Annotated in this window: 24 protein-coding genes; 23 read left to right on the plus strand and 1 reads right to left on the minus strand. The window is 61.1% G+C overall.

What is annotated here, in order from left to right:
- Window positions 1–13: 13 nt before the first annotated feature.
- From mscK to trxC, 3 genes are all read left to right on the plus strand, one after another.
- Window positions 14–3,364: a mechanosensitive channel MscK gene (gene mscK, locus BK662_RS15325; RefSeq protein ID WP_123358751.1), complete on the plus strand. Its 3,351-nt coding sequence runs from the start codon at window positions 14–16 to the stop codon at window positions 3,362–3,364.
- A 48-nt stretch (window positions 3,365–3,412) separates the two neighbouring features.
- A complete protein-coding gene (selO, locus tag BK662_RS15330) occupies window positions 3,413–4,876 on the plus strand; it encodes a protein adenylyltransferase SelO (RefSeq protein WP_123358752.1) in 1,464 nt (487 codons plus the stop codon).
- Window positions 4,877–4,991: 115 nt separating this feature from the next.
- Window positions 4,992–5,426 (plus strand): thioredoxin TrxC, encoded by a 435-nt coding sequence (gene trxC / locus BK662_RS15335; RefSeq protein ID WP_123358753.1) that lies wholly within the window; start codon window positions 4,992–4,994, stop codon window positions 5,424–5,426.
- A gap of 130 nt (window positions 5,427–5,556) precedes the next feature.
- Here trxC and BK662_RS15340 read toward each other — a convergent pair whose 3' ends face one another.
- Complete coding sequence (locus BK662_RS15340) at window positions 5,557–6,327, minus strand: ParA family protein (protein ID WP_008009127.1); 771 nt, start codon at window positions 6,325–6,327, stop codon at window positions 5,557–5,559.
- Between the two features lie 358 nt (window positions 6,328–6,685).
- On the opposite strand from BK662_RS15340, the gene BK662_RS15345 reads away from it, so the two are divergent.
- The 20 genes from BK662_RS15345 to BK662_RS15440 all read left to right on the plus strand — a co-directional run bounded on the left by BK662_RS15345 (window position 6,686) and on the right by BK662_RS15440 (window position 24,794).
- Window positions 6,686–7,411, plus strand: coding sequence for a beta-ketoacyl synthase chain length factor (locus tag BK662_RS15345; protein WP_123358754.1), 726 nt, complete (start codon window positions 6,686–6,688; stop codon window positions 7,409–7,411).
- Window positions 7,387–8,196 carry a lysophospholipid acyltransferase family protein gene (locus BK662_RS15350; protein WP_123358755.1) on the plus strand — a complete coding sequence of 270 codons (810 nt, stop codon included), beginning with the start codon at window positions 7,387–7,389 and terminating at the stop codon, window positions 8,194–8,196. The genes BK662_RS15345 and BK662_RS15350 overlap by 25 nt, the downstream gene beginning before the upstream one ends.
- A complete protein-coding gene (locus BK662_RS15355) occupies window positions 8,177–8,437 on the plus strand; it encodes a phosphopantetheine-binding protein (RefSeq protein WP_123358756.1) in 261 nt (86 codons plus the stop codon). Before BK662_RS15350 ends, BK662_RS15355 begins: the two co-directional genes overlap by 20 nt.
- Before the next feature lie 9 nt (window positions 8,438–8,446).
- A complete protein-coding gene (locus BK662_RS15360; RefSeq protein WP_123358757.1) occupies window positions 8,447–8,701 on the plus strand; it encodes an acyl carrier protein in 255 nt (84 codons plus the stop codon).
- Entirely contained in the window at window positions 8,698–9,243 is a 546-nt protein-coding gene (locus BK662_RS15365; protein WP_123358758.1) for a COG4648 family protein, read from the plus strand. Before BK662_RS15360 ends, BK662_RS15365 begins: the two co-directional genes overlap by 4 nt.
- Window positions 9,240–10,922 carry an acyl-CoA synthetase family protein gene (locus BK662_RS15370; RefSeq protein WP_123358759.1) on the plus strand — a complete coding sequence of 561 codons (1,683 nt, stop codon included), beginning with the start codon at window positions 9,240–9,242 and terminating at the stop codon, window positions 10,920–10,922. Before BK662_RS15365 ends, BK662_RS15370 begins: the two co-directional genes overlap by 4 nt.
- A 131-nt stretch (window positions 10,923–11,053) precedes the next feature.
- Entirely contained in the window at window positions 11,054–11,788 is a 735-nt protein-coding gene (locus tag BK662_RS15375; protein ID WP_123358760.1) for a glycosyltransferase family 2 protein, read from the plus strand.
- The gene (locus BK662_RS15380) at window positions 11,785–12,732 is read left to right on the plus strand and encodes a lysophospholipid acyltransferase family protein (RefSeq protein ID WP_123358761.1); all 948 of its coding nucleotides are present in this window, start codon (window positions 11,785–11,787) and stop codon (window positions 12,730–12,732) included. The genes BK662_RS15375 and BK662_RS15380 overlap by 4 nt, the downstream gene beginning before the upstream one ends.
- Window positions 12,713–14,257: an HAL/PAL/TAL family ammonia-lyase gene (locus BK662_RS15385; RefSeq protein WP_123358762.1), complete on the plus strand. Its 1,545-nt coding sequence runs from the start codon at window positions 12,713–12,715 to the stop codon at window positions 14,255–14,257. The genes BK662_RS15380 and BK662_RS15385 overlap by 20 nt, the downstream gene beginning before the upstream one ends.
- Window positions 14,250–14,675 carry an acyl-CoA thioesterase gene (locus BK662_RS15390; RefSeq protein WP_038978628.1) on the plus strand — a complete coding sequence of 142 codons (426 nt, stop codon included), beginning with the start codon at window positions 14,250–14,252 and terminating at the stop codon, window positions 14,673–14,675. The genes BK662_RS15385 and BK662_RS15390 overlap by 8 nt, the downstream gene beginning before the upstream one ends.
- The gene (locus BK662_RS15395) at window positions 14,672–15,274 is read left to right on the plus strand and encodes an outer membrane lipoprotein carrier protein LolA (protein WP_123358763.1); all 603 of its coding nucleotides are present in this window, start codon (window positions 14,672–14,674) and stop codon (window positions 15,272–15,274) included. The genes BK662_RS15390 and BK662_RS15395 overlap by 4 nt, the downstream gene beginning before the upstream one ends.
- Window positions 15,258–17,597: an MMPL family transporter gene (locus BK662_RS15400; protein WP_123358764.1), complete on the plus strand. Its 2,340-nt coding sequence runs from the start codon at window positions 15,258–15,260 to the stop codon at window positions 17,595–17,597. Before BK662_RS15395 ends, BK662_RS15400 begins: the two co-directional genes overlap by 17 nt.
- Window positions 17,594–18,754: a sodium:proton antiporter gene (locus BK662_RS15405; protein WP_123358765.1), complete on the plus strand. Its 1,161-nt coding sequence runs from the start codon at window positions 17,594–17,596 to the stop codon at window positions 18,752–18,754. Before BK662_RS15400 ends, BK662_RS15405 begins: the two co-directional genes overlap by 4 nt.
- A complete protein-coding gene (locus tag BK662_RS15410; RefSeq protein WP_123358766.1) occupies window positions 18,741–19,988 on the plus strand; it encodes an NAD(P)/FAD-dependent oxidoreductase in 1,248 nt (415 codons plus the stop codon). Before BK662_RS15405 ends, BK662_RS15410 begins: the two co-directional genes overlap by 14 nt.
- Window positions 19,985–20,710: a class I SAM-dependent methyltransferase gene (locus tag BK662_RS15415; protein ID WP_123358767.1), complete on the plus strand. Its 726-nt coding sequence runs from the start codon at window positions 19,985–19,987 to the stop codon at window positions 20,708–20,710. The genes BK662_RS15410 and BK662_RS15415 overlap by 4 nt, the downstream gene beginning before the upstream one ends.
- A complete protein-coding gene (locus tag BK662_RS15420; protein ID WP_123358768.1) occupies window positions 20,710–21,192 on the plus strand; it encodes a DUF3261 domain-containing protein in 483 nt (160 codons plus the stop codon). Before BK662_RS15415 ends, BK662_RS15420 begins: the two co-directional genes overlap by 1 nt.
- Entirely contained in the window at window positions 21,189–22,385 is a 1,197-nt protein-coding gene (locus BK662_RS15425; RefSeq protein ID WP_123358769.1) for a beta-ketoacyl-[acyl-carrier-protein] synthase family protein, read from the plus strand. The genes BK662_RS15420 and BK662_RS15425 overlap by 4 nt, the downstream gene beginning before the upstream one ends.
- Window positions 22,382–22,840 carry a hotdog family protein gene (locus BK662_RS15430; protein WP_123358770.1) on the plus strand — a complete coding sequence of 153 codons (459 nt, stop codon included), beginning with the start codon at window positions 22,382–22,384 and terminating at the stop codon, window positions 22,838–22,840. The genes BK662_RS15425 and BK662_RS15430 overlap by 4 nt, the downstream gene beginning before the upstream one ends.
- The gene (fabG, locus tag BK662_RS15435) at window positions 22,840–23,568 is read left to right on the plus strand and encodes a 3-oxoacyl-ACP reductase FabG (protein WP_123358771.1); all 729 of its coding nucleotides are present in this window, start codon (window positions 22,840–22,842) and stop codon (window positions 23,566–23,568) included. Before BK662_RS15430 ends, fabG begins: the two co-directional genes overlap by 1 nt.
- Window positions 23,568–24,794 carry a beta-ketoacyl-ACP synthase gene (locus BK662_RS15440; protein WP_123358772.1) on the plus strand — a complete coding sequence of 409 codons (1,227 nt, stop codon included), beginning with the start codon at window positions 23,568–23,570 and terminating at the stop codon, window positions 24,792–24,794. The genes fabG and BK662_RS15440 overlap by 1 nt, the downstream gene beginning before the upstream one ends.
- Window positions 24,795–24,808 lie beyond the last annotated feature (14 nt).

The following is a 24,808-nucleotide window of genomic DNA, read 5'->3' on the forward strand; positions in this document are numbered from 1 at the left end:
TCGATCGGTCTCTATGTCAACCCTGCGCACTTTTATCATCATGGCCCTGCTGGGCTTGAGTCTTTCCATCAGCACGCTGCAAGCCGCCGAACCGCCGTCCAGCGAAGCCGTGCAGGCGAGCCTGGACAAGATCGCCGAGCGCAAACTGCCGGAAGCCGATCAAAAAGCCCTGCAAGCGGTCCTGCAGAGCACGCTCACCCAACTCAACAACCAGCGCGATTACGATCAGAAGCTGATCGATCTCAAGCAGCAGCTGACCAATGCGCCAAAGCAGAACATCGAAAACCAGCGCGAACTGACCCGTCTCAAGGCCACCAAAGTGGTACCGGTGGCGCAACGCTATACCAAAGAGACCATTCAGCAGCTTGAGCAATTGCTGACCGAACGCTCCACCCAGCAAAGCGATCTGCAAAAAGCCCTGGCTGAAGCGAACAGCCTGATCATCACCGCCCAGACCCGCCCCGAGCGCGCCCAGGCCGAAATATCTGCCAGCCAGACGCGCATCCAGCAGATCAACAACATCCTCAAGCTCGGCAAGGAAAGCGGCAAGATCTTGACCCCTGAGCAACGCGATCAGCTCAACGCTGAACTCGCGGCACTGAACGCCTTGATCCCGTTGCGCCGCCAGGAACTGGCCGGCAACAGCCAGTTGCAGGATCTGGGTAACAGTCAGCATGACTTGCTCTCGGAGAAATCCGATCGCCTGGATCAGGAGATCCAGGAGCTGCAAACCCTGATCAACCAGAAACGCCTGGCCCAATCGCAAGAAACAGTGACCCAGCAGTCCATCGAAGCGCAGAAGGCTGGCGGCAGCAGCCTGCTGGCTACCGAAAGCGCGGCCAACCTGAAGCTCTCCGACTACCTGCTCAAAAGCACTGACCGTCTCAACGAAGTCACCCAACAGAACCTGCAAACCAAACAGCAACTGGACAGCGTGACCCAGAGCGATTCGGCGCTGGACGAACAGATCAATGTGCTCAAGGGCAGCCTGCTGCTCTCCAAGATTCTCTACAAACAGAAACAGGCCCTGCCGCGACTCAGGCTCGACCGTGATCTGGCCGACCAGATCGCCGACATTCGCCTGTATCAGTTCGAAGTCAGCCAGCAACGGGAACTGCTCAGCAACCCGACAACTTATGTCGATAACCTGCTGGCGACTCAACCGCCCGAACAAGTCACCCCGCAACTGCGCAAGAGCCTGCTGGAGCTGGCCACTACTCGCGCGGACCTGCTGGAGCGATTGAATCGCGAACTGAGCGCGGTGCTCAACGAATCCATCACGCTGCAACTCAACCAGAAGCAACTGCTCAGCACCGCGCAAAGTCTGCGGGCGACCCTCGACGAGCAAATGTTCTGGATTCCCAGCAACAAACCGCTGGACCTTGAGTGGATGCACGGCGTGCCGGAACGCCTGGAACGTCAGGTCACCACTTTGCCGTGGGCCTCGAGCTTGAGCGAACTGACCGATGGCCTGACGCAGCGACCACTGCTGTTCCTGCCGCTGGCCTTTCTGATCGGGGCGCTGCTGTGGCGCCGCAAAAATCTCTATGCCCGCCTGAATAAAGTTCACCTGGACATCGGCCATTTCAAGCGCGACAGCCAGTGGCACACACCTCAAGCGATTTTGATCAACATCCTGCTGGCGATGCCGGTATCCCTGGGTTTGGCCTTGTGCGGCCTGGCGTTGCAAATCGACGCCCGCGGGCAGAACGCCAATATGGGCGCGGCACTACTGCAGATGGCCCAGGCCTGGCTGGTGTTCTACACCGCCTACCGCATCCTCGCGCCGGGTGGCGTGGCCGAACTGCATTTCCGCTGGGAAAAACCACAGGTGGAATTCCTTCAGGGCTGGATTCGCCGACTCGGGCTGGTGGTAATGGCCTTGGTGACGGTGGTGGCGGTCGCTGAACTGCAACCGGCGGCGCTGGCCGATGACGTGCTCGGCATGCCGGTGGTGCTGACCTGCTACGCCTTGATGGCCTGGTTGCTCAGCCGCCTGCTGGTCAGCAGCCCGACTCACGAAAACGCATCGCTGTTCCGCAAGGCCGTGGGCGTCATGTTCACTGTCCTGCCAATCGCGTTGTTCGTCGCCGTGTGCTTTGGTTACTACTACACCGCGCTGAAACTCAGCGACCGGTTAATCAACACGCTGTACCTGCTGATGTTCTGGCTGGTGATCGAAGCGACCTTCGTGCGCGGCCTCAGCGTTGCGGCACGGCGCCTGGCCTATCAACGCGCGCTGGCCAAACGTCAGGCCGCCAAAGAGGCTGGCGACGGCGAAGCGGTGATCGAAGAGCCGACCCTGGACATCGAGAAGGTCAACGAACAGTCACTGCGACTGATTCGCCTGGCGCTGCTCGGCGGTTTCATCGCGGCGCTGTACTGGGTCTGGTCCGATCTGATCTCGGTATTCTCGTACCTGGACAACATCACCCTCTACGAATACACCAGCGGCACCGGCGCCAACATGAGCATGGTGCCGATCAGCATCGGCGACATGCTTGGCGCGCTGATCATCATCGGTATCACCTTTGCACTGGCGCGCAACTTGCCGGGTTTGCTGGAAGTGTTTGTGCTGTCGAAGCTGAACCTGGCTCAGGGCAGCGCCTACGCCACCACCACGTTGCTGTCCTATGTGATCGCCGGCATCGGTTTCGTCTCGACCCTGTCCACGCTCGGCGTGAGCTGGGACAAGTTGCAATGGCTGGTGGCGGCACTGTCGGTCGGCCTCGGTTTCGGGATGCAGGAGATCTTCGCCAACTTCATCTCCGGCATCATGATCCTGTTCGAACGCCCGGTGCGAATCGGCGACACCATCACCATCGGCAACCTGTCGGGCACGGTGAGCAAAATCCGCATCCGCGCCACGACCATCACCGACTTCGACCGCAAGGACATCATCGTCCCGAACAAGACGTTCATTACCGGGCAACTGATCAACTGGTCCCTGACCGACACCATCACCCGGGTGACCCTCAAGCTCGGTGTCGACTACGGCTCGGACCTGGACCTGGTGAAAGAGCTGCTGCTCAAGGCTGCCCGGGACAACCCGCGCGTACTGAAGGATCCGGAACCTCACGTGTACTTCCTGAGCTTCGGCGAAAGCACTCTCGACCACGAGTTGCGCATGCATGTGCGCGACCTCGGCGACCGTAACCCGGTGCTCGACGAGGTCAACCGCTTCATAAATCGTGAGTTCAAGAAGCAGAAGATCAACATCTCGTTCCGGCAAATGGAGGTCTACCTCAAGAACCTTCACGGCCAGGAGTACAAGATGGTGCCGGTCGAGCCGGAAACCAAAACCATCGTGCCGCTGGCCGATGGCAAACCGCGGCACGAGCCGCCACCTGTCGAACTCGACTAACTGCTCTATCCCTAGCAGAATGCTCGGACATTCTGCTGGAGATGGCCGTTGAAAGCCCTCGACGAACTGACCTTCGACAATCGCTTCGCCCGCCTGGGCGACGCGTTCTCAACCCATGTGCTGCCCGAGCCCATCGCCGCGCCACGCTTGGTGGTCGCCAGCCCCGCTGCCATGGCGTTGCTGGACCTGGACCCGGCCGTGGCCGAAACACCGGTGTTCGCCGAACTGTTCGGCGGCCACAAGCTCTGGGCCGAGGCCGAGCCGCGGGCGATGGTCTATTCGGGGCATCAGTTCGGTTCCTACAACCCGCAGTTGGGCGACGGTCGTGGCCTGTTGCTGGGCGAGGTCTATAACGAAGCCGGTGAACATTGGGACCTGCACCTCAAGGGCGCCGGCCAGACGCCTTACTCGCGCATGGGTGATGGACGGGCGGTGCTGCGTTCGTCGATCCGCGAGTTTCTCGCCTCCGAAGCCTTGCATGCGCTGAACATTCCCACCACTCGCGCGCTGTGCGTGATCGGCTCCGACACGCCCGTCTGGCGCGAGAAACAGGAACGCGCGGCCATGGTCTTGCGCCTGGCGCCGAGCCATGTGCGCTTCGGGCATTTCGAATTTTTCTACTACACCAAGCGCCCCGAGCAACAGAAAGAACTCGGCGACCATGTGCTGGCCATGCATTTCCCGCATTGCCTGGAACAGCCGGAACCGTACCTGGCGATGTTCCGCGAAATCGTCGAGCGCAACGCCGAGCTGATCGCCAAATGGCAGGCCTATGGGTTCTGCCACGGTGTGATGAACACTGACAATATGTCGATCCTGGGCATCACCTTCGACTTCGGCCCGTTCGCCTTCCTCGACGACTTCGACGCCCACTTCATCTGCAACCACTCCGATGACCAGGGCCGTTACTCCTTCAGCAACCAGGTGCCGATTGGCCAGTGGAACCTCAGCGCCCTCGCCCAGGCCCTGACGCCGTTCATCAGCGTCGAAGCCCTGCGCGAAACCCTCGGCCTGTACCTGCCGCTGTTCCAGGCCCACTACCTGGATCTGATGCGCCGCCGCCTCGGTCTCACCACTGCCGAAGACGACGACCAGAAACTGCTGGAGCACCTGCTGCAACTGATGCAGAACAGCGGCGTCGACTACAGCCTGTTCTTCCGCCGCCTTGGGGATGAGTCACCCGAACTGGCCATCGCCCGTTTGCGCGATGACTTCGTCGACATCAAGGGCTTCGATACGTGGGGCGAGCTCTATACCGCCCGGGTTGCTCGTGAAGGCGAGGTTGACCAGCAACAGCGCCGCAAACGAATGCATGCGGTCAATCCGCTGTACATCCTGCGTAACTATCTGGCGCAGAAAGCCATCGATGCGGCGGAAAGCGGCGACTATGCAGAAGTTCGTCGTTTGCACGCGGTATTGAGCAATCCGTTCGAGGAACAGCCTGGAATGGAGAGCTATGCCGAGCGGCCGCCTGAGTGGGGTAAGCATCTGGAGATCAGTTGTTCGTCGTGAGTGAACGTAGTCCCTCTGTGCAACTGAAGAAGGTAATGGCCTACAACCTATCGCCTTGATAATGACCACCTTCGACTCCAGATCAGTTGCATAGACTGCCCACTGAGAACCAATCATGCCCGAACCACTGCTAATCCCCTGCCCCCACTGCAACGGCCTGAATCGCATCCCCGCCGAGCGCCTCAATGACCATCCAAAATGTGGCCGCTGCAAGGCCGAAGTCCTGCTCAACAAGCCGTTCGAATTGAAGCAAGGCGATTACGCCAGTCAGATCAAGGGCGACCTGCCGTTGCTGGTGGATGTGTGGGCGGACTGGTGCGGGCCGTGCAAGTCGTTTGCGCCGGTGTTCGAGCAGGCGGCGGGTCAGTTGGCGGGCAAGTGTCGGTTGGCCAAGCTGGACAGCGAGGCGAATCAGCAGTTGTCGGCGCAGCTGGGGATTCGCTCGATCCCGAGCCTGATTCTGTTCAAGAACGGCCGGGAAGTGGCTCGCCAGAGCGGAGCCTTCCCGTTGCCGCAGTTGATGAGCTGGCTGCGTAGCCAAGGGATTTAGAGCCACCACAAATAAATGTGGGAGCGAGCCTGCTCGCGAAGAGGGCTTCACATTCAACATCTCTGTTGACTGGACTTCCGCTTTCGCGAGCAGGCTCGCTCCCACAGTGGTTCGGTGTTGTTTGCAGGAATCAGGCGTTTTCGAGAAGGTTGTGCAGGTCGACGAACTGCTGGGTCAGCTTGTGCCGCGGGTCGAGGTGGATCAGCGGCGTGTTGGCCTGGTGGGATTCGCGCATGCGCACCGAACTGGCCAGGTACACCGGCAATACCGGTAGCCCTTCGGCGATCAGTTCGTCGAGGATTTGCTGAGGCAAACTGGCGCGGGCCTGGAACTGGTTGACGACAATGCCTTCAACTTCCAGCCCTTCGTTGTGGTCCTCCTTCAATTCTTCGATTTCCGCCAGCAGGCCATACAGCGCCTGACGCGAGAAACTGTCGCAGTCGAAGGGAATCAGCACACGATCAGCGGCGATCAATGCCGAGACGGCATAGAAATTCAGTGCCGGCGGCGTATCGAGGTAGATTCGGTCGTAATCGCCGTCCAGTTCCTCGAGCAATTTTCGCAGCTTGTTGATCTTGTGCTTGGCCTCAAGCTTGGGCTGCAAGTCAGCCAGCTCGGCGGTGGCGGTGACGACGTGAAGGTTGTCGAATGGGGTTTCGTAGATGTCGACCTGGTTTTTTTTCGAGAACGGACCCGAGGACAGAGTCTGCTTGAAGAAGTCAGCGATTCCCATCGGGATATCATCACCGGTGAGTCCCGTCAGGTATTGAGTGGAATTGGCCTGAGCATCGAGATCCACCAACAGCGTGCGATAGCCTTCGCTGGCGCTGACCGCCGCCAGATTACAGGCAATGCTTGACTTGCCCACCCCACCTTTCTGATTGAACACCACGCGCCGCATGTCAAAACCTCCGTGTATCAAAGAATGACCGAGTGTAGTAGTCCACGACGCTGCTTAGCTACCTCACCGGCATCGGGACTACACAGTCATTGGAAAATATCCGGCGGAAAAAGCCGCCAACTCCTCCATCGACAGCCGATAGAGCTGACAGACATATCCGCTGCAACGTGGATAATGGCCAAACGACAGTTTTTTCGCGAACCAGACGGTACATTTCGTTGGGCAAAATGTAACCAGCATTTGCTACACGCCCGCCGCACCGGGATAATGCGCGCCACTCGGCGTTAAGCACCACGTAAGGTCCGCCGCGCTTTTTTGCGACTCACCGCGTCAAAGGAAGCCCGCAGGGGCGGGATGAATGTCTGTGATCAACTTCAACATCGCCCAATGGCGCGCATGGGCCCCAGGGCTTGAAAGCGTGGATGACTGGCAGGCCTGGAGCCGACAACCGGTCGTGCTCGAGCCCAGCGATGCCGCCCCCGATGTATCGTTTCTGCCGGCCATGCAGCGTCGGCGACTCAGCCGTCTGGCGCGGATGGCGTTTAGTGTCGGCTGGCCGTTGGCCGATGGTCGCCAGGACCTGCCGTTGGTCTTTATTTCCCGCCACGGCGAAACTCCGCGTACTTTCGAAATTCTCAGTGATCTGGCGACTGACCAACCGTTGTCGCCCACTCAGTTCAGCTTGTCAGTGCATAACGCGGTCATCGGCCTATGGTCGATCATGCGCGGCGAAACCAGCGAGATGACCGCCCTCGCTGCGGCCGGTGATGGTCTTGAACACGGCATGCTAGAGGCGGCGGCATTGCTTGATGAAGGAGCGCCTGCGGTACTGCTGGTAGTGACTGAAGAACAACCGCCCGCGGCCTACTCGGCCTGGATCGACGACGTGCCATTCCCTTACGCGGTCGGCCTGCTGATTACGCCCGGCAATGAGTGGCAGCTGTCGCTGAACAGCACCTCGCAAGCGTTGTCCAAACCCCACTGGCCCCATGCCCTGAATCTGTTGCGTACCCTGCTCGGCCAGCAGACCACCTGCCAACATGCCTGGAAAAATCGTCTATGGACCTGGCAACGCAACCCGTAACCGATAAAAACCGCGACGCTTATTACTGGCGTCTGCTGGCCACTGCCGCAAGCTTCACCCTGTTCGGGTTGGGCGGACTTTGCCTGCGACTGGTGGTGTTCCCGCTGTTGAACTGCCTGCCCGGAGACTCCCAGGCCCATCGTCAGCGGGCACGACAGACCGTCAGCCGGTGTTTCTGGTTTTTCATTCGGTTCATGGCTCGCACGGGCGTGCTGACCTATGACATTCAGGGTGCGGAAAAGCTCGGGCGGCCTGGCCAGATGATCGTCGCCAATCACCCCTCGCTGATCGATGTGGTGTTTTTGATCGGCCTGGTGGGTCACGCCAACTGCGTGGTCAAGAAGAGCCTCTGGGAAAATCCGTTCACCCGCGGCCCTCTACGCCGCACCGATTACATCAGCAACGACGGCAGCATGGACATGCTCGACGCCGCTGCCGACGCGCTGAAAAGCGGTCAGACCCTGATCATTTTCCCCGAAGGCACCCGTACCCAACCCGGCAAATCGCCGGCCTTTCATCGGGGGGGCGCGGCAATCGCCGTGCGCGGTGCGAGAATCCTCACCCCGGTGATCATCAAGGTCGATCCGACCACATTGACCAAGGCCGAACCCTGGTATCGGATTCCCAAACGCCGCGTGCACTTCAGTTTTCGTGTCGGGGCCGATATAGACCCACAGGCCTTCGCTACGCAGGGGCCCGCGCCCCAGGCCTCGCGTAAGCTCAATGATCATTTGCACCATTACTTTATTAAGGAGCTCGCCGAAGATGAGCGATCTACACCGTGAAATCAAAGAACTGATCATTGACGCCCTGGGCCTCGAAGACATCGGCGTCGACGACATTGGCGATGACCAGACACTGTTCGGCGAAGGCCTTGGCCTGGACTCGGTGGATGCCCTGGAACTCGGCCTGGCGATTCAGAAAAAGTACGGCATCAAAATCGATGCCGACGCCAAGGACACCCGTAATCACTTCACCAACGTGGCGAGCCTTGCGGCGTTCGTCACTGCAAAACAGGCAGCTTGAGACCGGACCATGCAAACTCGTGACGATATTTTCAATACCCTGCGCGATGCTCTGGTCGAACTCTTCGAGCTGGACCCCGAGCGCATCAGTCTGGGGTCCAACCTGTATCAGGATCTGGAAATCGACAGCATTGATGCGGTCGACCTGATCGATCACATCAAACGCCAGACCGGCAAGAAAATCGCCGCCGAAGAATTCAAATCGGTGCGTACCGTCAGCGACGTGGTCGATGCGGTCTACCGTCTGGTTCAACCCGCCGCATGAGCCGATTGATCGGCCTTGGCCTGCTGCTGGCAGGCCTGTTGTACCCCTTTGCGGTGTATTTCGGCATGGAGCATTTTGCCCCGTGGCAGTTCGGTCTGCTGCTGGGTAGCCTGTGGCTGGCGCGGGCGCTGACCGGCGAGCGACGACCTGGCAGCCTGTGGATGGCCACGGTCGCCATCGCATTCTGTCTGCTGCTGGCGCTGTTCGACAGCCCGGTGCTGCTGCGCTGGTACCCGGTGCTGATCAGCGCGTTCATGCTGGTGCTGTTCGGCCTGAGCCTGAAATATGGCCCGCCGATGATTGAACGCCTGGCCCGTTTGCGAGAACCGGAATTACCGGCCAGGGCCATTCGCTACACCCGCCAGGTGACGATTGCCTGGAGCGTGTTTTTTCTCTGCAACGGCTTGTGCGCCGCCGCCCTGACCCTTTGGGCGCCGCTGAGTTGGTGGATGTTGTACACCGGCCTGATCTCCTATGGATTGATCGGCCTGATGTTTGCCATTGAATGGCTGATACGACAACGGGTAAGAGGCCGCCCATGAATTGGATAACACTTGAGCAACTGTTGCTCAAGGTTCAGCCGGACCGTGCCGTGACGGTGGAACCCGCGTTGAATCACGCGCAATTGTGCGAACAGGCCCTCAGCCTGGCGGCCGGCCTGCAAGCTCAGGGGGTACAGCGCATCGCCGTGCATCTTGAGGACGCCGCCGACCTGGCCATTGCCCTGCTCGGCGCCTGGCGTGCCGGGGTCAGCGTGCTGTTGCCCGCCGACCTGCAAGCGCAGACTCGCCAGCGCTGGTCGACCGAGGTCGATCTGTGGCTGACCGATCAGGTCGACGACGCGCACCTGAGCGATTATCAGCATCCACCGCTGCCGGCCAACCCGCTGGATCTGGATCACTGTCAGCTGAGCCTGTGTACCTCCGGCTCCAGTGGCGAACCCAAGCGTATCGACAAAACCCTGCGCCAGCTGGCCAATGAAGTCGAAGCGCTGGAGCAATTATGGGGCGCAGATCTGGGCGAGGCCTGCATCATCGGCAGCGTTGCCACCCAGCACATCTACGGCTTGCTGTTTCGGGTGCTGTGGCCGCTGTGCGCCGGGCGCTCGTTCGTGCGTAAACAGCTGGCCTTCCCGGAAGACTTGCAGCGCGCCAGCCGCGAACACCCGGTCTTCGCCTGGGTCGCCAGCCCGGCATTGCTCAAACGCATGGGCGACAACCTCGACTGGCCAGCGCTGAGCGCGGTGCGCCGAGTGTTTTCCTCCGGTGGTGCGTTGCCCGCCGAAGCGGCGCAAAGCCTGCATGAACGCCTGCAACAATGGCCGACAGAAGTTTTCGGCAGCTCGGAAACCGGCGGCATCGCTTGGCGTCAGGGCCAGAATCTCTGGCAGCCCTTCGCCGATGTTGCGCTGAGCCAGGACAGCGATGGCGCCCTGCTTATTGCCTCACCGTACTTGCCGGCCGGCCATATTGAACACACCGCCGATGCCGCGCGCATCGCCGCCGACGGCCGTTTCGAACTGCTGGGACGGCTGGACCGAATCGTCAAACTGGAAGAAAAACGTATCTCGCTACCGATGCTCGAACAAGCGCTGATGGCGCACCGCTGGGTCGCCGAAGCGCGCCTCGGTGTGGTTCAGGAAAACCGCGCTTCATTGGGGGCATTGCTGGTACTCAGCGAGCAAGGCCTGCATGCCTTGCGCAATCAGGGTCGACGCAGCCTCACTCAAGCCTTGCGTCAGCATCTGAGTCAGCATTGTGAAACGCTTGCCCTGCCACGCCGCTGGCGCTTGTTGCGGCAGCTGCCGCTGAACACGCAAGGCAAACTGCCCCAGGCCGAGGTCGAAGCCTTGTTGCTGGCGCCCCGTCCAAAAGCACCGCAAGTGCTGGAACAGCTGGAAGTTGATGGCGAGTGGAGCCTGCAACTGGCCGTCCCGCCAGACCTGGCGTATTTCAGCGGCCACTTTCCCCGAGCACCGGTATTGCCCGGCGTGGTGCAGGTGGATTGGGCATTGAGCCTGGGCCAGCAATTGATGGATCTGCCGGCAAAATTCGCCGGTATGGAAGTGCTGAAATTTCAGCAACTGGTGCGTCCTGGCGATGAAGTCCAGTTGCATCTGCGCTTCGACTCGGCGCGCAGTAAATTGTATTTCGCCTATCGCAATGAAACCGCCACCTGCTCCAGTGGGCGGATTTTGCTGGAGGCTGCCAGCGATGCATAACTTTGGTGAGTGCTACGCACTCAATCGCGAGCAGGCTCGCTCCCACATTGGATCTCTGTTAAACACGAATGCCCTGTGGGAGCGAGCCTGCTCGCGATGCAGACACCTCGATCCTTCAGATGCACGCCATCATGCATAACCCCTGCGCCGTAATCCCTGTCTACAACCACGAAACCGCAATCACTGCCGTGGTCGATGCCCTCCTTGCCAGTGGCCTGCCCTGCATTCTGGTGGATGATGCCAGCAGCCCGGCCTGCGCCAAGGTCCTTGACCGACTGGCCCAGCGTGACCGGGTTCATCTGATCAGGCTCACCATCAATCAAGGCAAGGGCGGCGCGGTAATGACCGGTTTGCGCGAAGCTTCGCGCCTGAGCTTCAGCCACGCCTTGCAGGTGGACGCCGACGGCCAGCACGACCTGCAAGACGTAAAAGTCTTCATCGAGCATTCGCGCACCCATCCCGAGGCGGTGATCTGCGGTTATCCGCAATATGACGACAGCGTGCCGAAGGGCCGTTTGTACGCCCGCTACCTGACGCACATGATGGTCTGGATCAACACCCTGTCGCTGCAGATTCGCGACTCGATGTGCGGCTTCCGTGTCTATCCATTGCCGCCGACCCTGGCACTGATCGACTCGGCCAGGATCGGCAAGCGCATGGACTTCGACTCCGACATCCTGGTGCGCCTGGCCTGGCGCAATCTGCCGATGCAGTGGCTGAAAACCAAGGTCCATTACCCTTCGGATGGCGTCTCGCATTTTCGCCTGTTCCACGACAATGTACTGATTTCGAGCATGCACACCCGGCTGTTCTTCGGCATGTTGCTGCGGGCACCGGTGATCCTCTGGCGACGGTGGCGAGCATGAGTGACAACGCAGACAAACAGCACTGGGCCGACCGCCAGGAGCGTGGCAGCTTCTGGCTGATGAAGTTCACCGCGCTCTGTGCAAAAGTCTTGGGCCGTCGGTTGTTGAGCCCGTTGCTGTACGGCATCGTGCTGTACTTTTTCCTGTTCGGACGCAGCGCCCGCCAAAGCGCCTGGCAATACCAGCAGCGACTTGCCGACTGGAGCAGTCGTAGCGAATTGCGCCCGAGCCATTGGCGGGTGTTCGGCCAGTTCATGGCCTTCGCCGACTCCATGCTCGACAAACTCGATGTGTGGAACGGCAAGCTGAGCATCGATCAAATCGAAATCATCGACCCTGCGCTGCTGCGCAATAAACTGCGCGGCACACGTGGGCAAATGCTGGTGGGCGCGCACCTGGGCAATCTCGAGGTCTGCCGGGCGCTGGCCGAGATCGGTGAGAAAGTCACCATGAACGTGCTGGTGCACACCAAGCACGCCGAACAATTCAACCGTCTGCTGGGCGAAGCCGGGGCGACCAATCTGCGGCTGATTCAGGTCAGCGAGCTGGACCCGGTGATCATGCTGAAACTGCATGAACGCCTGGAACGCGGCGAATGGCTGGCGATTGCCGGCGATCGCGTGCCGCTGCATGGCGGACGCAGCGTGACAGTGGATTTCCTCGGCCATCAAGCCGCGTTCCCTCAGGGCCCATGGTTGCTGGCCGGTCTGCTGAAATGCCCGATCAACCTGATGCTGTGCCTGAAGAAACCCACTGGCGACTATCGACTGACCCTCGAACCGTTCGCCGACGCCATCGTGTGGAAACGCAGCGACCGCGAACAGGTCATTCATCAGTGGGCTTCCCGCTACGCCGAACGCCTGGGTCACTATTGCCTTGAAGCGCCCCAACAATGGTTCAACTTTTACCCTTTCTGGAAGACCGATGACGACGCCAACGCTTGAGCCGGTAACCTTCGGCGAACTCCCTTTGCGCATCGAAGACGTGCTGGCCCTGGCCAACCGTCAGGTGCCGACGCAGTTGCAGGGCGACCCCGAGTTTCGCCAGCGCATCGCCAAGGGCCCGCAGTTCCTTGATTCCCTGCTGGACAAGGAAGGCGTGATCTACGGCGTGACCACCGGTTATGGTGATTCTTGCGTGGTAGCGGTGCCGCTGCACCACGTCGAAGCCCTGCCCCGTCATCTGTATACCTTCCACGGTTGCGGTCTGGGCAAACTGCTCGACGCCCAAGCCACCCGCGCGGTGCTGGCGGCGCGTTTGCAATCGCTTTGCTACGGCGTTTCCGGGGTACGCGTGGAACTGCTGGAGCGTCTGCAAGCCTTCCTCGAACACGACATTCTGCCGCTGATTCCGGAAGAAGGATCGGTGGGCGCCAGTGGTGATCTGACGCCGCTGTCCTACGTCGCCGCGACCTTGTCCGGCGAGCGCGAAGTGATGTTCCGTGGTGAGCGTCGACAAGCCGCCGATGTGCATCGCGAACTGGGTTGGGAGGCGCTGGTATTGCGCCCCAAAGAAGCGCTGGCGCTGATGAACGGCACCGCCGTGATGACCGGCCTTGCCTGCCTGGCTTACGCCCGCGCCGATTACCTGCTGCAACTGGCTACACGCATCACCGCGCTGAACGTGGTCGCTTTGCAGGGCAACCCGGAGCACTTCGACGAGCGCCTGTTCGCGGCCAAACCCCATCCAGGGCAGATGCAAGTCGCCGCGTGGCTGCGCAAGGATCTGGCGATCGACGCGCCAACCGCGCCGCTGCATCGTCTGCAAGACCGCTACTCGCTGCGTTGTGCGCCACACGTGCTCGGTGTGCTGGCCGACAGCCTTAACTGGCTGCGCTCGTTCATCGAGATCGAACTCAACAGCGCCAACGACAACCCGATCATCGACGCCGAAGCCGAACGGGTGCTGCACGGCGGGCACTTCTACGGCGGCCATATCGCGTTCGCCATGGACAGTCTGAAAACCCTGGTGGCCAACGTCGCCGACTTGCTCGACCGTCAACTCGCGCTGCTGGTGGACGAGCGTTACAACCATGGCTTGCCGAGCAACCTGTCTGGCGCCACCGCCGACCGCGCGATGCTCAATCACGGCTTCAAGGCCGTGCAGATCGGCACCAGTGCCTGGACTGCCGAGGCGCTGAAAAACACTATGCCGGCCAGCGTCTTTTCGCGCTCCACCGAGTGCCACAACCAGGACAAAGTCAGCATGGGCACCATCGCCGCCCGCGACGCCATCCGCGTGCTGGAGCTGACCGAACAGGTCGCCGCCGCCACGCTGCTGGCCGCCAACCAAGGCGTCTGGCTGCGCGGCCAGGCTGAAGACGCGCGGCCACTGCCACCGGCCCTGGCTGCGATGCACAAAGAATTGGCCAAGGACTTCCCGCCAGTGATCGAAGACCGTGCCCTTGAAGGCGAATTGCGCCTGTGCCTGCAACGCATCGCCGAACAACACTGGAGGCTGCATGCGTAGCAAGGGAGTGCTTCACACCGACACGGAAATCCTCGTACCGTTCTTTGACGTCGACACCATGAACGTGGTCTGGCACGGCCATTACGTCAAATACCTGGAAGTCGCCCGCTGTGCGCTGCTGGACAAGATCGGTCACAACTACGACGCCATGGTGGCGTCGGGTTACGCGTGGCCGGTGATCGACTTGCAGCTGCGCTATGTGCGCGGCGCCGTGTTCGGCCAGAAGCTGAATGTGCGCGCCAGCCTGGTGGAGTGGGAAAACCGCCTGAAGATCAGTTACCTGATCAGCGATCTGGCCACCGGCGAGCGCCTGACCCGCGCCTGTTCCGTGCAAGTCGCCGTCGACATGAGCAGCCGCGAAATGCAGTTGGCTTCACCGAAGGTGTTCACCGACGCGGTTGAAAGGATGCTGCCATGAATTCGCTGTTCAAATGCCTTGGCGCTTTAGCGTTGCTCGGGCTTTCATCATTGGCGCAGGCTTTCGATTTACAGCAGCTCAGCGATCAACTGGGCAAACCCGATGTGATCCACGGCAGCTTCATCCAGGAAAAACACCTGCGCGCCCTGCCCCAGCCGCTGACCAGCAAGGGCACCTTCGTTCTGGCGAAGAATCACGGCCTTCTCTGGCTGCTGAAAACCCCGCTGCAACAGGACTACCGCATCAGCGACAAGGGCATTGCCCGGCGTGATGCCAACGGTTGGCAAATGCTGCCGAACAAGAGCGCCGGCGCCGAACAGAACCGCTTGTTTCTCGCGGTGCTGCAAGGCGACAGCAGTGGCCTGCAACGGGATTTCGAGCTTTCGCTGAGCGGCGATGCACAAAACTGGAAACTGACCCTGGCCCCGCGTTCGATGCTGCTCAAGCAGGTGTTCAATCAGATCAACATTGACGGCGGCGAACTGGTGCACAGCATCGAGCTGCTCGAAACCCAGGGTGACCGAACCCTGTTGCGTATGCAGGACAGTACCAGCGCACAACCTTTGAGCGATGCGGAGCAACATGACTTTGCCGAGTGAACGGATGCTGCCGCGGCTGTTTCTGATCCTGCTGCTGGCGGTGCTCGCACTCGCGGGCTGGCAATGGCGTGACGACGCGCCGCTGTCGGCCAACCTGATGGAACTGGTGCCAGGCACGGCGCCGGACGCGCTGGAACTGCGCGCAGAACAACGCATGCAAGAACCGCTGAACCGGGAAATGCTGGTGCTGGTCGGCCATAAAGACCGCCAGCAAGCCATCGCCATGGCGCAAAAACTCGGCGAGCAGTGGCAGGCCAGCGGTGTGTTCGAAAAGGTCCAGTGGAACCTGCAGGCCGACTTGCCAGCGCTGCGCACACAATTGCTGCAAGGCCGACTGGCGATGCTGTCCGCGACCGACCGACAGCAACTCATCGAGCACCCCGACGCCTTTATTCAGCAACGGGTACAAGCCCTGTTCGACCCGTTCACCGGCTTCAGCCTGGTGCCGAGCCAGGACGACTGGCTCGGCCTGACCGGACGCATCCAGAACAGCCAGCCACAGCACGGTTCGGTGCAACTGGACATCGGCAGCGGCGCGCTGGTTGCCGATGCCGACGGCAAGAGTTGGGTGATGCTGCGGGCGCGAACCGTCGGCAACGCGTTCGACATGAACCTGCCGCTGCAAGTGGCTGACCTGCTCCAGCACAGTCGCGAAGAAGCCGCCCAGGCCAATGTGCAACTACTCGCCGCCAGTGGCCTGTTGTACGCTGCCAGTGGTCAACGGCAAGCCGCGTGCGAGATGACCTGGGTCGGCGGCGGCGCCACGGTCGGGATTCTGTTGCTGCTGTTGCTGGCCTTCCGGCGTTGGCGGGTATTGCTGGCGTTCGTCCCGGTGCTGGTGGGCATGCTGTTCGGCGCGGTGGCCTGCGTGGCGCTGTTCGGTCACATGCATGTGATGACGCTGGTGTTGGGCTCCAGCCTGATCGGCGTGGCGGTGGATTACCCGCTGCATTACCTGTCCAAAAGCTGGAGCCTGAAACCCTGGCACAGCTGGCCGGCGTTGCGCCTGACCCTGCCGGGGCTGACGCTGAGCCTGATCACCAGTTGCATCGGCTACCTGGCCCTGGCCTGGACGCCGTTCCCGGCCCTGACCCAAATTGCCGTGTTCTCCGCCGCCGGCCTGCTTGGCGCCTACCTGTCGGCAGTGTGCCTGCTACCGGCGCTGCTCAAGGGCGTGGTTCTGCGACCGGCGCAATGGCCGATGCGCATCGCCGAGAAGTTGCTGGAGCTGCGTGAATCGTTGCTCAAATACGTACGCACACCGGTGCTGCTGGCGCTGTTGATCGCCTTCTGTGTCGGCGGTCTGTTGCAGCTGCAGAGCAAAAACGACATTCGCCAATGGGTTGGCACGCCGCAACAACTGACTGACGAAGCCCAGACCATCGCACGCATCACCGGCTATCAACCCACCAGCCAGTTCTTCCTGGTGCGCGCGGCCAATCAGCAGGAATTGCTCGAACGCCAAACCGCACTGAGCGAGCGTCTGGATCAATTGGTCAATCTGGAGAAACTTCAGGGCTATCTGTCGCTCAATCAACTGGTCAGCCAGCCGAGCGAACAGCGCAAAGTGCGTGACGCACTGAGCAAGCTGCCGCAGTTCTGGCAACCGTTGCTCGACCTCGGCGTGCCGGCCGCCGCGTTGCAGGCCGAGTTGGCAACGTTGCAGGCGCTGCCCACCGAAGACATCGACGCCGCGCTGGCCGGCCCGTTGGCCGAACCCTACCGCACCCTATGGCTGGGGCCGACCGATGACGGCGTGGCTGCAATGGTCAGCCTGCAAGGTTTGAACAATCCCACACTGTTGCGGGTCCAGGCGCTGGACTTGCCGGGCGTGGAACTGGTGGACCGTCTCGGCGAACTGAACCAGGTTTTCGCCGCCACTCAAATCAGCGCCGCTGAATTGAAACTCGCCTCCTGCGTGTTGATCGTGCTGGTGCTGATCTTGCCATTCGGTCTCGGTGGCGCGTTGAGAATTGTCTCTCTGCCGTTGCTGGCGGCCCTGTGCAGTCTGGCAAGCCTCGGTTGGCTCGGTCAGCCGCTGACATTGTTCAGCCTGTTCGGCCTGTTGCTGGTGACGGCCATCAGCGTCGACTACGCGATCCTCATGCGCGAACAGATCGGCGGCGGCGCGGCGAGCCTTCTGGGCACTTTGCTGGCAGCAGTGACCACCTGGCTGTCGTTCGGCCTGCTGGCGGTGTCCAGCACGCCGGCGGTGAGCAACTTCGGCCTGTCGGTGAGCCTCGGCCTGGCGTTCAGTTTTATTCTGGCGCCGTGGGCCGGACGCCAAGTCCACATCGCACCGATTACGGAGCCGGCATCATGATGGTCGCGGTGTTCTGGATGATGGCCCTGGCGATGTTCGCCGTGGCCACCCGTATCGGTCGTCATTTCGGTCTGATTCCGATCGTCAGCCAGTTGCTGCTGGCGACCTTCGGCCTGCCGCTGCTGATGTACTTCTGGATCGAACCGGGCTGGCACCTGAGCGGCGCCGATCTGATCTCTCCCGACTGGCTGAAAAACCTCTACAGCCTGAGCTTTGCCTTACTGTTGGGGCACATCCTCAGCGACGTGATCGACCTGCGACTGGAACGCCAGAGTCTGAAGATCGCCTTGCCGAGTTTCTGTATTCCGTTTGCCTGCGGGCTGGCAACGGCGGTCTGGCTGTTGCCGCCGCAGCCGTGGATCAGCTCGCTGGCGGTCGGTCTGCTGTTCGCCATCACCGCGATTCCGGTGTTGTATCTGTACCTGCGACACATCAACTACCCGCCCGCTGCCACCCGACGCCTGGTGCAGACCGCGATCCTGATCGACCTGACTTGCTGGACTCTGTTTGCGTTCGCACAGGGTAGCCTGCACCTGAGCAGCCTCTTGCTGCCGCTGGCCGGCGCCTGTCTGCCATTGTTGCTGCGACTGCTCGGGTTGCGCCAACCATTGCTGTACAGCGGCGGCTTCTTCGCGCTGCTGGTGGTCGCCGAACACTTCAAACTCAATGCGCTGATTTTCGGCATCGGCTATCTGCTGTGCATGGCCGCGCTCAAGGTGCCATTGGTGCTGCCATTGTCGGCGGCGTGGATGAGCCGTTTGCAGACCTGGATCGCCATCCCGCTGATCCTCACGTTCGGCATCGTGCAAATCAACGTACACAGTGCCATCGACAGTCTCGGTGGGGTGCAACTGGCCGCGCTCCTGCTGTTGCCGATTGCCAGCAAACTGTTGGGCAACTGGTTGGGCCTTGGCTGGGCCGGCGCCTCGTTTGAAGGTGCCAGCCGCTGGCGGGAAAGCCTTTTACTGAATATTCGCGGCTTGAGCGAGATCGTCTTTCTCAACCTGCTGCTGCAACAACAACTCATCAGCCCTGCGCTGTATTTCGCGCTGATGTTGATGGGCCTGATCGCAACCCTGCTGCCGGCACTGGCCGGCATGCACCGAATTCCTTTGAACATCGCCGCCCCGGCAAGGAGCACCCGTGCCAACAGTTGAAATGGAACGTCGTCAGGTACTGGTGATCGGCGCAGGCCCCTCGGGCGCCATCGCCGCAGCACTGCTCAAGCGTAAAGGTCATGATGTGCTGATGATCGAGCGCCAGCATTTCCCACGGTTTTCCATCGGTGAAAGCCTGTTGTCCCACTGCCTGGATTTCGTCGAAGAAGCCGGCATGCTCGAGGCGGTAAATGCTGCTGGTTTCCAGCGCAAAAACGGTGCAGCGTTCGCTTGGGGCGATCAGTACAGCACCTTCGATTTCGGCGACACGTTCACCAACGGCAAGCCGACGACGTTCCAGGTCCAGCGCGCCGACTTCGACAAGCTGCTGGCCGATCAGGCTGAGCTGCAAGGTGTCGATGTCCGTTATGGCGAAGCCATTGTCAGCGCCGATTTCAGCCTGCCGAAACTGCAGCTCGATGTGCTTCGCGAAGACGGCAGCCAATATCGCGTCGAGGCCGACTTCGTGCTCGATGCCAGCGGCTACGGTCGCGTGCTGCCGCGCTTGCTGGACCTTGAAGCACCGTCGAACTTCCCGGTGCGCCAAGCCGTGTTCACCCACGTCGAAGACTGTATCGACAGCCCGGCTTTCGACCGGGAGAAAATCCTCATCACCACCCATCCGACCCAGCGGGATATCTGGTTCTGGACCATCCCGTTCAGTAACGGCCGTTGCTCGGTGGGTGTAGTGGCGGCCGCCGAACACTTCGAAGGCCGCACCGAGAATCTGGACGATTGCCTGCGCGGCTTCATTGCTGAAACGCCAAGCCTGGCCGGTGTGCTGAACAATGCCGTGTGGGATACGCCCGCGCGGACCATCGGCGGTTATTCGGCCAACGTCAAAACCCTGCACGGCCCTGGTTTCGCCCTGTTGGGCAACGCGGCGGAATTTCTCGACCCGGTGTTCTCTTCCGGCGTGACCATCGCCATGCGTTCGGCGAGCATGGCTGCCGGAGTGCTGCACCGCCAACTGCAAGGTGAAAGCGTCGACTGGCAGACCGAGTTCGCCGAACCGCTCAAGCGCGGCGTCGACACCTTCCGTTGCTACGTCGAAAGCTGGTACGCCGGGACCTTTCAGGATGTGATTTTCTATCAGGGCGGCGCAGCGGAAATCCGCCGCATGATCAGCTCGATTCTCGCGGGTTACGCCTGGGATGAACGCAACCCGTTTGTCAGCGAACCCAAGCGTCGACTGCGGATGATCTCGGACCTTTGCGCACAGGATCCGACATGAGTTATTTGAGCGACAACTACGTCGAAGAGACCCGTTTTGGTTTCTGGTTCCTGCGCAGTCACACCTGGCAGCACCATGTATTGCGAGTGGCGATCAATGATTTGCGCGATCTGTTCAGCGCGCCATTGCCCGACAATCCGGTATTGCTGGATGCCGGTTGCGGCCAGGGCAAGTCGTTCCAGTATCTGCGCCGGACCTTCGCGCCTCGGCGCCTGATCGGGCTGGATGCCGACCCTCACAGCCTGAACCTGAGCGGCGAAGAAGCGGCCCGCCAGGGCATGGATGTAGAACTGATCGGCAGTGACTGCGCGAGCATCAAAATACCGGACGCCAGCGTCGATCTGCTGTTCTGTCATCAGACCTTCCATCACCTTGTCGAGCAGGATCAGGCCCTGGCCGAGTTCTATCGAGTGCTCAAGCCGGGCGGCTATTTGCTGTTCGCCGAGTCCACCGAGGCTTACATTGATACCTGGGTGATTCGCTGGCTGTTCCGCCACCCGATGCACGTGCAGAAGAGTGCCGCCGGCTACCTGGACATGATTCGTCGCCAGGGTTTTGAATTCGGCCCGCAGAACGTGTCTTACCCTTACTTGTGGTGGAGTCGCGCCAAGGATTTCGGCCTGCTCGAACGCTTCGGCCTGCGCCAGCCCAAAACCTTTGGCCAGCGGGAAGAAACCCTGGTCAATGTAGTTGCGCGTAAGCCCGTTGAAGGGTGTGCCTGATGATCCGTTTCCTGCTTCTGGGTTGTGTCCTGTTGCTGAGCGCCTGTGCCAGCCAGGCACCGCTGCCCGAGCGAACCCCGAACTTGGCGTTGCCGCTGCAACTGCACATCGAACGGCAGATGGCCGAACAGCGTCAGGACTGGCTGCTGGTGATCCAGCGTGAAGGCCCGGGCATTCGCTGGTCGATGATGGACCCTTTGGGGATTCCCGTGGCACGGCAGAAACTGATCGATGGCCAATGGCAGGCCGACGGTCTGCTGCCGCCCAATCCGGAAGCCCGGGAGCTGTTCGCGGCCCTGTTGTTTGCGTTGACCCCCGCCGGCGAGTTGCATGGTAACTACCCCGCCGCCCGCCAGCAGGACGGGCAGCGGTCCTTGTCACCGCGCTGGAACATTCGTTACTCACAACCACTGAGCTTTGAATTGAACGTATCCCAAGGCCCGCACTATCGCGTCACTCCGTTAGGCGAGCCCACGCCATGACGGCTTATCTGAACGCCCTCGGGGTGATCTGCGCCCTGGGCCGCAACAAGCAGGAAGTCGCCCGCAACCTGTTTGCCGGCGATTGCTCGGGCATGCGCAGCGAGGCCGGCTGGGTGGCGGAACGCACGCTGCCGGTCGCGGCTGTGCGCGGTGAGCTGGCGCCGATTCCGGCTGAGCTCGCGCATCAGAGCAGTCGCAACAATCAATTGCTGCTGGAGGCTGCGCTGCAAATTCGCGAAGACATCCGGCAGGCGATCCAGACCTACGGCCGCGACCGTATCGGCGTCATTCTGGGCACCAGCACCTCGGGCATTCACGAGGCCAGCAGCGGTCTGGCCCATTACATCCGTGAGCATCAGTTCCCCGCCGATTATGACTATCAGCAACAGGAACTCGGCGCGCCGGCGACGTTCCTCGCTGACTGGCTGCAATTGAGCGGCCCGGCCTATGTCATTTCCACCGCCTGCACCTCAAGCGCCCGCGCGCTGATGAGTGCTCAACGACTGCTCGACCTGGGCGTATGCGACGCCGTGTTGTGCGGCGGTGTCGACAGCTTGTGCAAGCTGACCCTCAACGGTTTCTCGGCCCTGGAAGCGGTGTCCGAGCAGCGCTGCAATCCGTTTTCAGCCAACCGTAACGGCATCAATATCGGCGAAGCGGCGGTGCTGTTTCTGATGAGCAAAAGCGCCGGCAACAGCCAACCGATTGCCCTGCTAGGCAGTGGCGCCAGCTCCGATGCACATCATATTTCCGCGCCGGAACCAACCGGCCGTGGGGCCCTGCAAGCGATGCGCAAAGCCTTGAGCCGCGCGGGCCTGCAACCGCAGCAGATCGGCTATCTGAACCTGCACGGCACCGCCACCCAGCACAACGACGCCATGGAAAGCCTGGCGGTGACGACGCTATTCCCGCAAGGCGTGCCCTGCTCGTCGACCAAACCGATGACCGGGCATACCCTCGGCGCTGCCGGTGCCCTGGAAGCGGCGTTCTGCTGGTTGAGCCTGAGCGCGGACAACAGCGAACATGCCTTGCCGCCCCACGTCTGGGACGGCCAGCCCGACCCCGAATTACCGGCCCTGCATTGGGTGACCCCGACCGACCACCTGACGTCCATTGCACCTCGCTACCTGATGAGCAATTCCTTTGCCTTCGGTGGCAATAACGTCAGTCTGATTATCGGAGACGCCCCATGATTGCCTGGCCGCTCGCCGAACTGCTGCCGCATGCCGGCGACATGATCCTCATCGAGCAGATTCTGTCATTCGATGACGAGCAGATTCACACCCGACTCACCGTCAAACCCGGTGGCCTGTTCAATCGCCCCGACGGCAGCCTGCCGGCCTGGGTCGGCATCGAGTTGATGGCCCAGAGCGTCGCCGCGTACGCTGGCTGCCATGCGCGCCAGAAAGGTAATGCGGTGGAGTTGGGCTTTCTGCTCGGCACCCGTAAATTCGAATGCAACGTGGAACACTTCCCCGTCGGCACCGAGTTGACCATCCACGGGATACGCTCGCTGGAAGACGACAATGGCATGGGTGTGTTCGAATGCCACCTCACCGCCCCCGGCATCCACGCCACCGCCCGGCTGAACGTGTTTCGCCCGCCTCAGGCCGCGCAATATCTTCATGAACCCCAAGGAGTCGAGTGATGACTGAATCCGTACTGGTCACCGGCTCCAGCCGTGGTATCGGCCGCGCCATTGCGTTGCGTCTGGCCCGGGCCGGGCATGACATCGTGCTGCACTGCCGCAGCGGCCTTGCGGACGCCGAAACCGTCAAGGCCGAAGTCGAAGCCCTGGGCCGCAACGCTCGCATCCTGCAATTCGACGTTTCCGACCGTGCCCGTTGCAAAGCTATTCTTGATGCCGATGTCGAAACCCACGGCGCCTATTACGGCGTGGTGCTCAACGCTGGCCTGACCCGCGACGGTGCTTTCCCGGCCCTGAGCGAGGAGGATTGGGACATGGTGATGCGCACCAATCTCGACGGTTTCTACAACGTGCTGCACCCGGTGATGATGCCGATGATCCGTCGTCGCGCCGCCGGACGGATTGTCTGCATCACCTCTGTTTCCGGGTTGATCGGCAATCGCGGCCAGGTCAATTACAGCGCGTCCAAGGCCGGTTTGATCGGCGCAGCCAAGGCGCTGGCGATCGAACTGGGCAAGCGCAAAATCACCGTTAACTGTGTCGCACCCGGCCTGATCGACACGGCAATGCTCGATGAAAACGTGCCGGTGGAAGAATTGATGAAAATGATCCCCGCACAGCGCATGGGCACCCCGGAAGAGGTAGCTGGTGCGGTGAATTTCCTGATGTCGGCGGAAGCGTCGTATATCACTCGGCAGGTTCTGGCCGTCAACGGAGGCCTGTGCTGATGAAGCGCGTCGTCGTCACCGGCATGGCCGGCATCACCTCACTGGGCAGCGACTGGGACACCATCGCCGCCAACTTCGCCGCCAATCGCAGCGGCATTCGCCGCATGGACGAGTGGGATCGTTTTACCGAACTCAACACGCGCCTGGCCGGGCCGATCGATGACTTCAAAGTACCGAGCCACTGGACCCGCAAGCAGCTGCGCAGCATGGGCCGCGTCTCGCGCCTGGCCGTTGGCGCGGCTGAACAGGCCTTGGCGGACGCCGGTCTGCTGGGTGACGAGTCGATCAAGGACGGGCGCATGGGCGTTTCCTGCGGCTCGTCCACCGGCAGCACCGACGAGATCAAGGCGTTTGGCAAAATGCTGCTCAACTCAGTGGCCGAAGGCCTGAACGCCAACTCCTACGTACGGATGATGCCGCACACCACGGCAGCGAATATCAGCATTTTCTTCGGCCTCACCGGCCGACTGATCCCGACCTCCAGCGCCTGCACCAGCGGCAGCCAGGGCATCGGTTATGCCTACGAATCAATCAAGTTCGGCCGCCTGCCGCTGATGCTCGCCGGCGGTGCCGAAGAGCTGTGCCCGACCGAAGCCATGGTGTTCGATGCGCTCTATGCCACCAGCCTGAAAAACGATGCCCCGCAAACCAGCCCTCGCCCTTACGACTCCGGCCGCGATGGCCTGGTAATTGGTGAAGGCGGCGGCATGCTGGTGCTCGAAGAGCTCGAACACGCCTTGGCACGCGGCGCACATATCCACGCCGAGATCGTAGGTTTCGGCAGCAACGCCGACGGTCAGCACGCCACCCGTCCGGAGCAGCTCACCATGCGCCGGGCCATGGAGCTGGCGCTGGAAGACGCCGGGCTCGAACCGACCGCCATCGGTTATGTAAATGGTCATGGCACCGCTACAGAACAGGGCGACATTGCCGAAACACTGGCCACCAGCGCGTTGTTCGGCGAACACATGCCGATCAGTTCACAGAAGAGTTTCCTCGGTCACACCCTGGGAGCCTGCGGCGCGCTGGAGTCCTGGTTCAGCATCGAAATGATGAACCGCGACCAGTACGTGCACACGTTCAACCTCGATGAGATCGATCCACAGTGCGGCAAGCTCGATTACCTGCGCGGTGAATTCCGGCAGATGAGCAACCAGTACGTGATGAACAACAATTTCGCTTTTGGTGGGGTTAACACCTCGTTGATTTTCCGTCGCTGGTCGTAATCGAATGACTCAGG

The organism is Pseudomonas frederiksbergensis (assembly GCF_003732275.1).
In the GTDB taxonomy this organism is placed as follows: Bacteria; Pseudomonadota; Gammaproteobacteria; order Pseudomonadales; family Pseudomonadaceae; genus Aquipseudomonas; species Aquipseudomonas frederiksbergensis_H.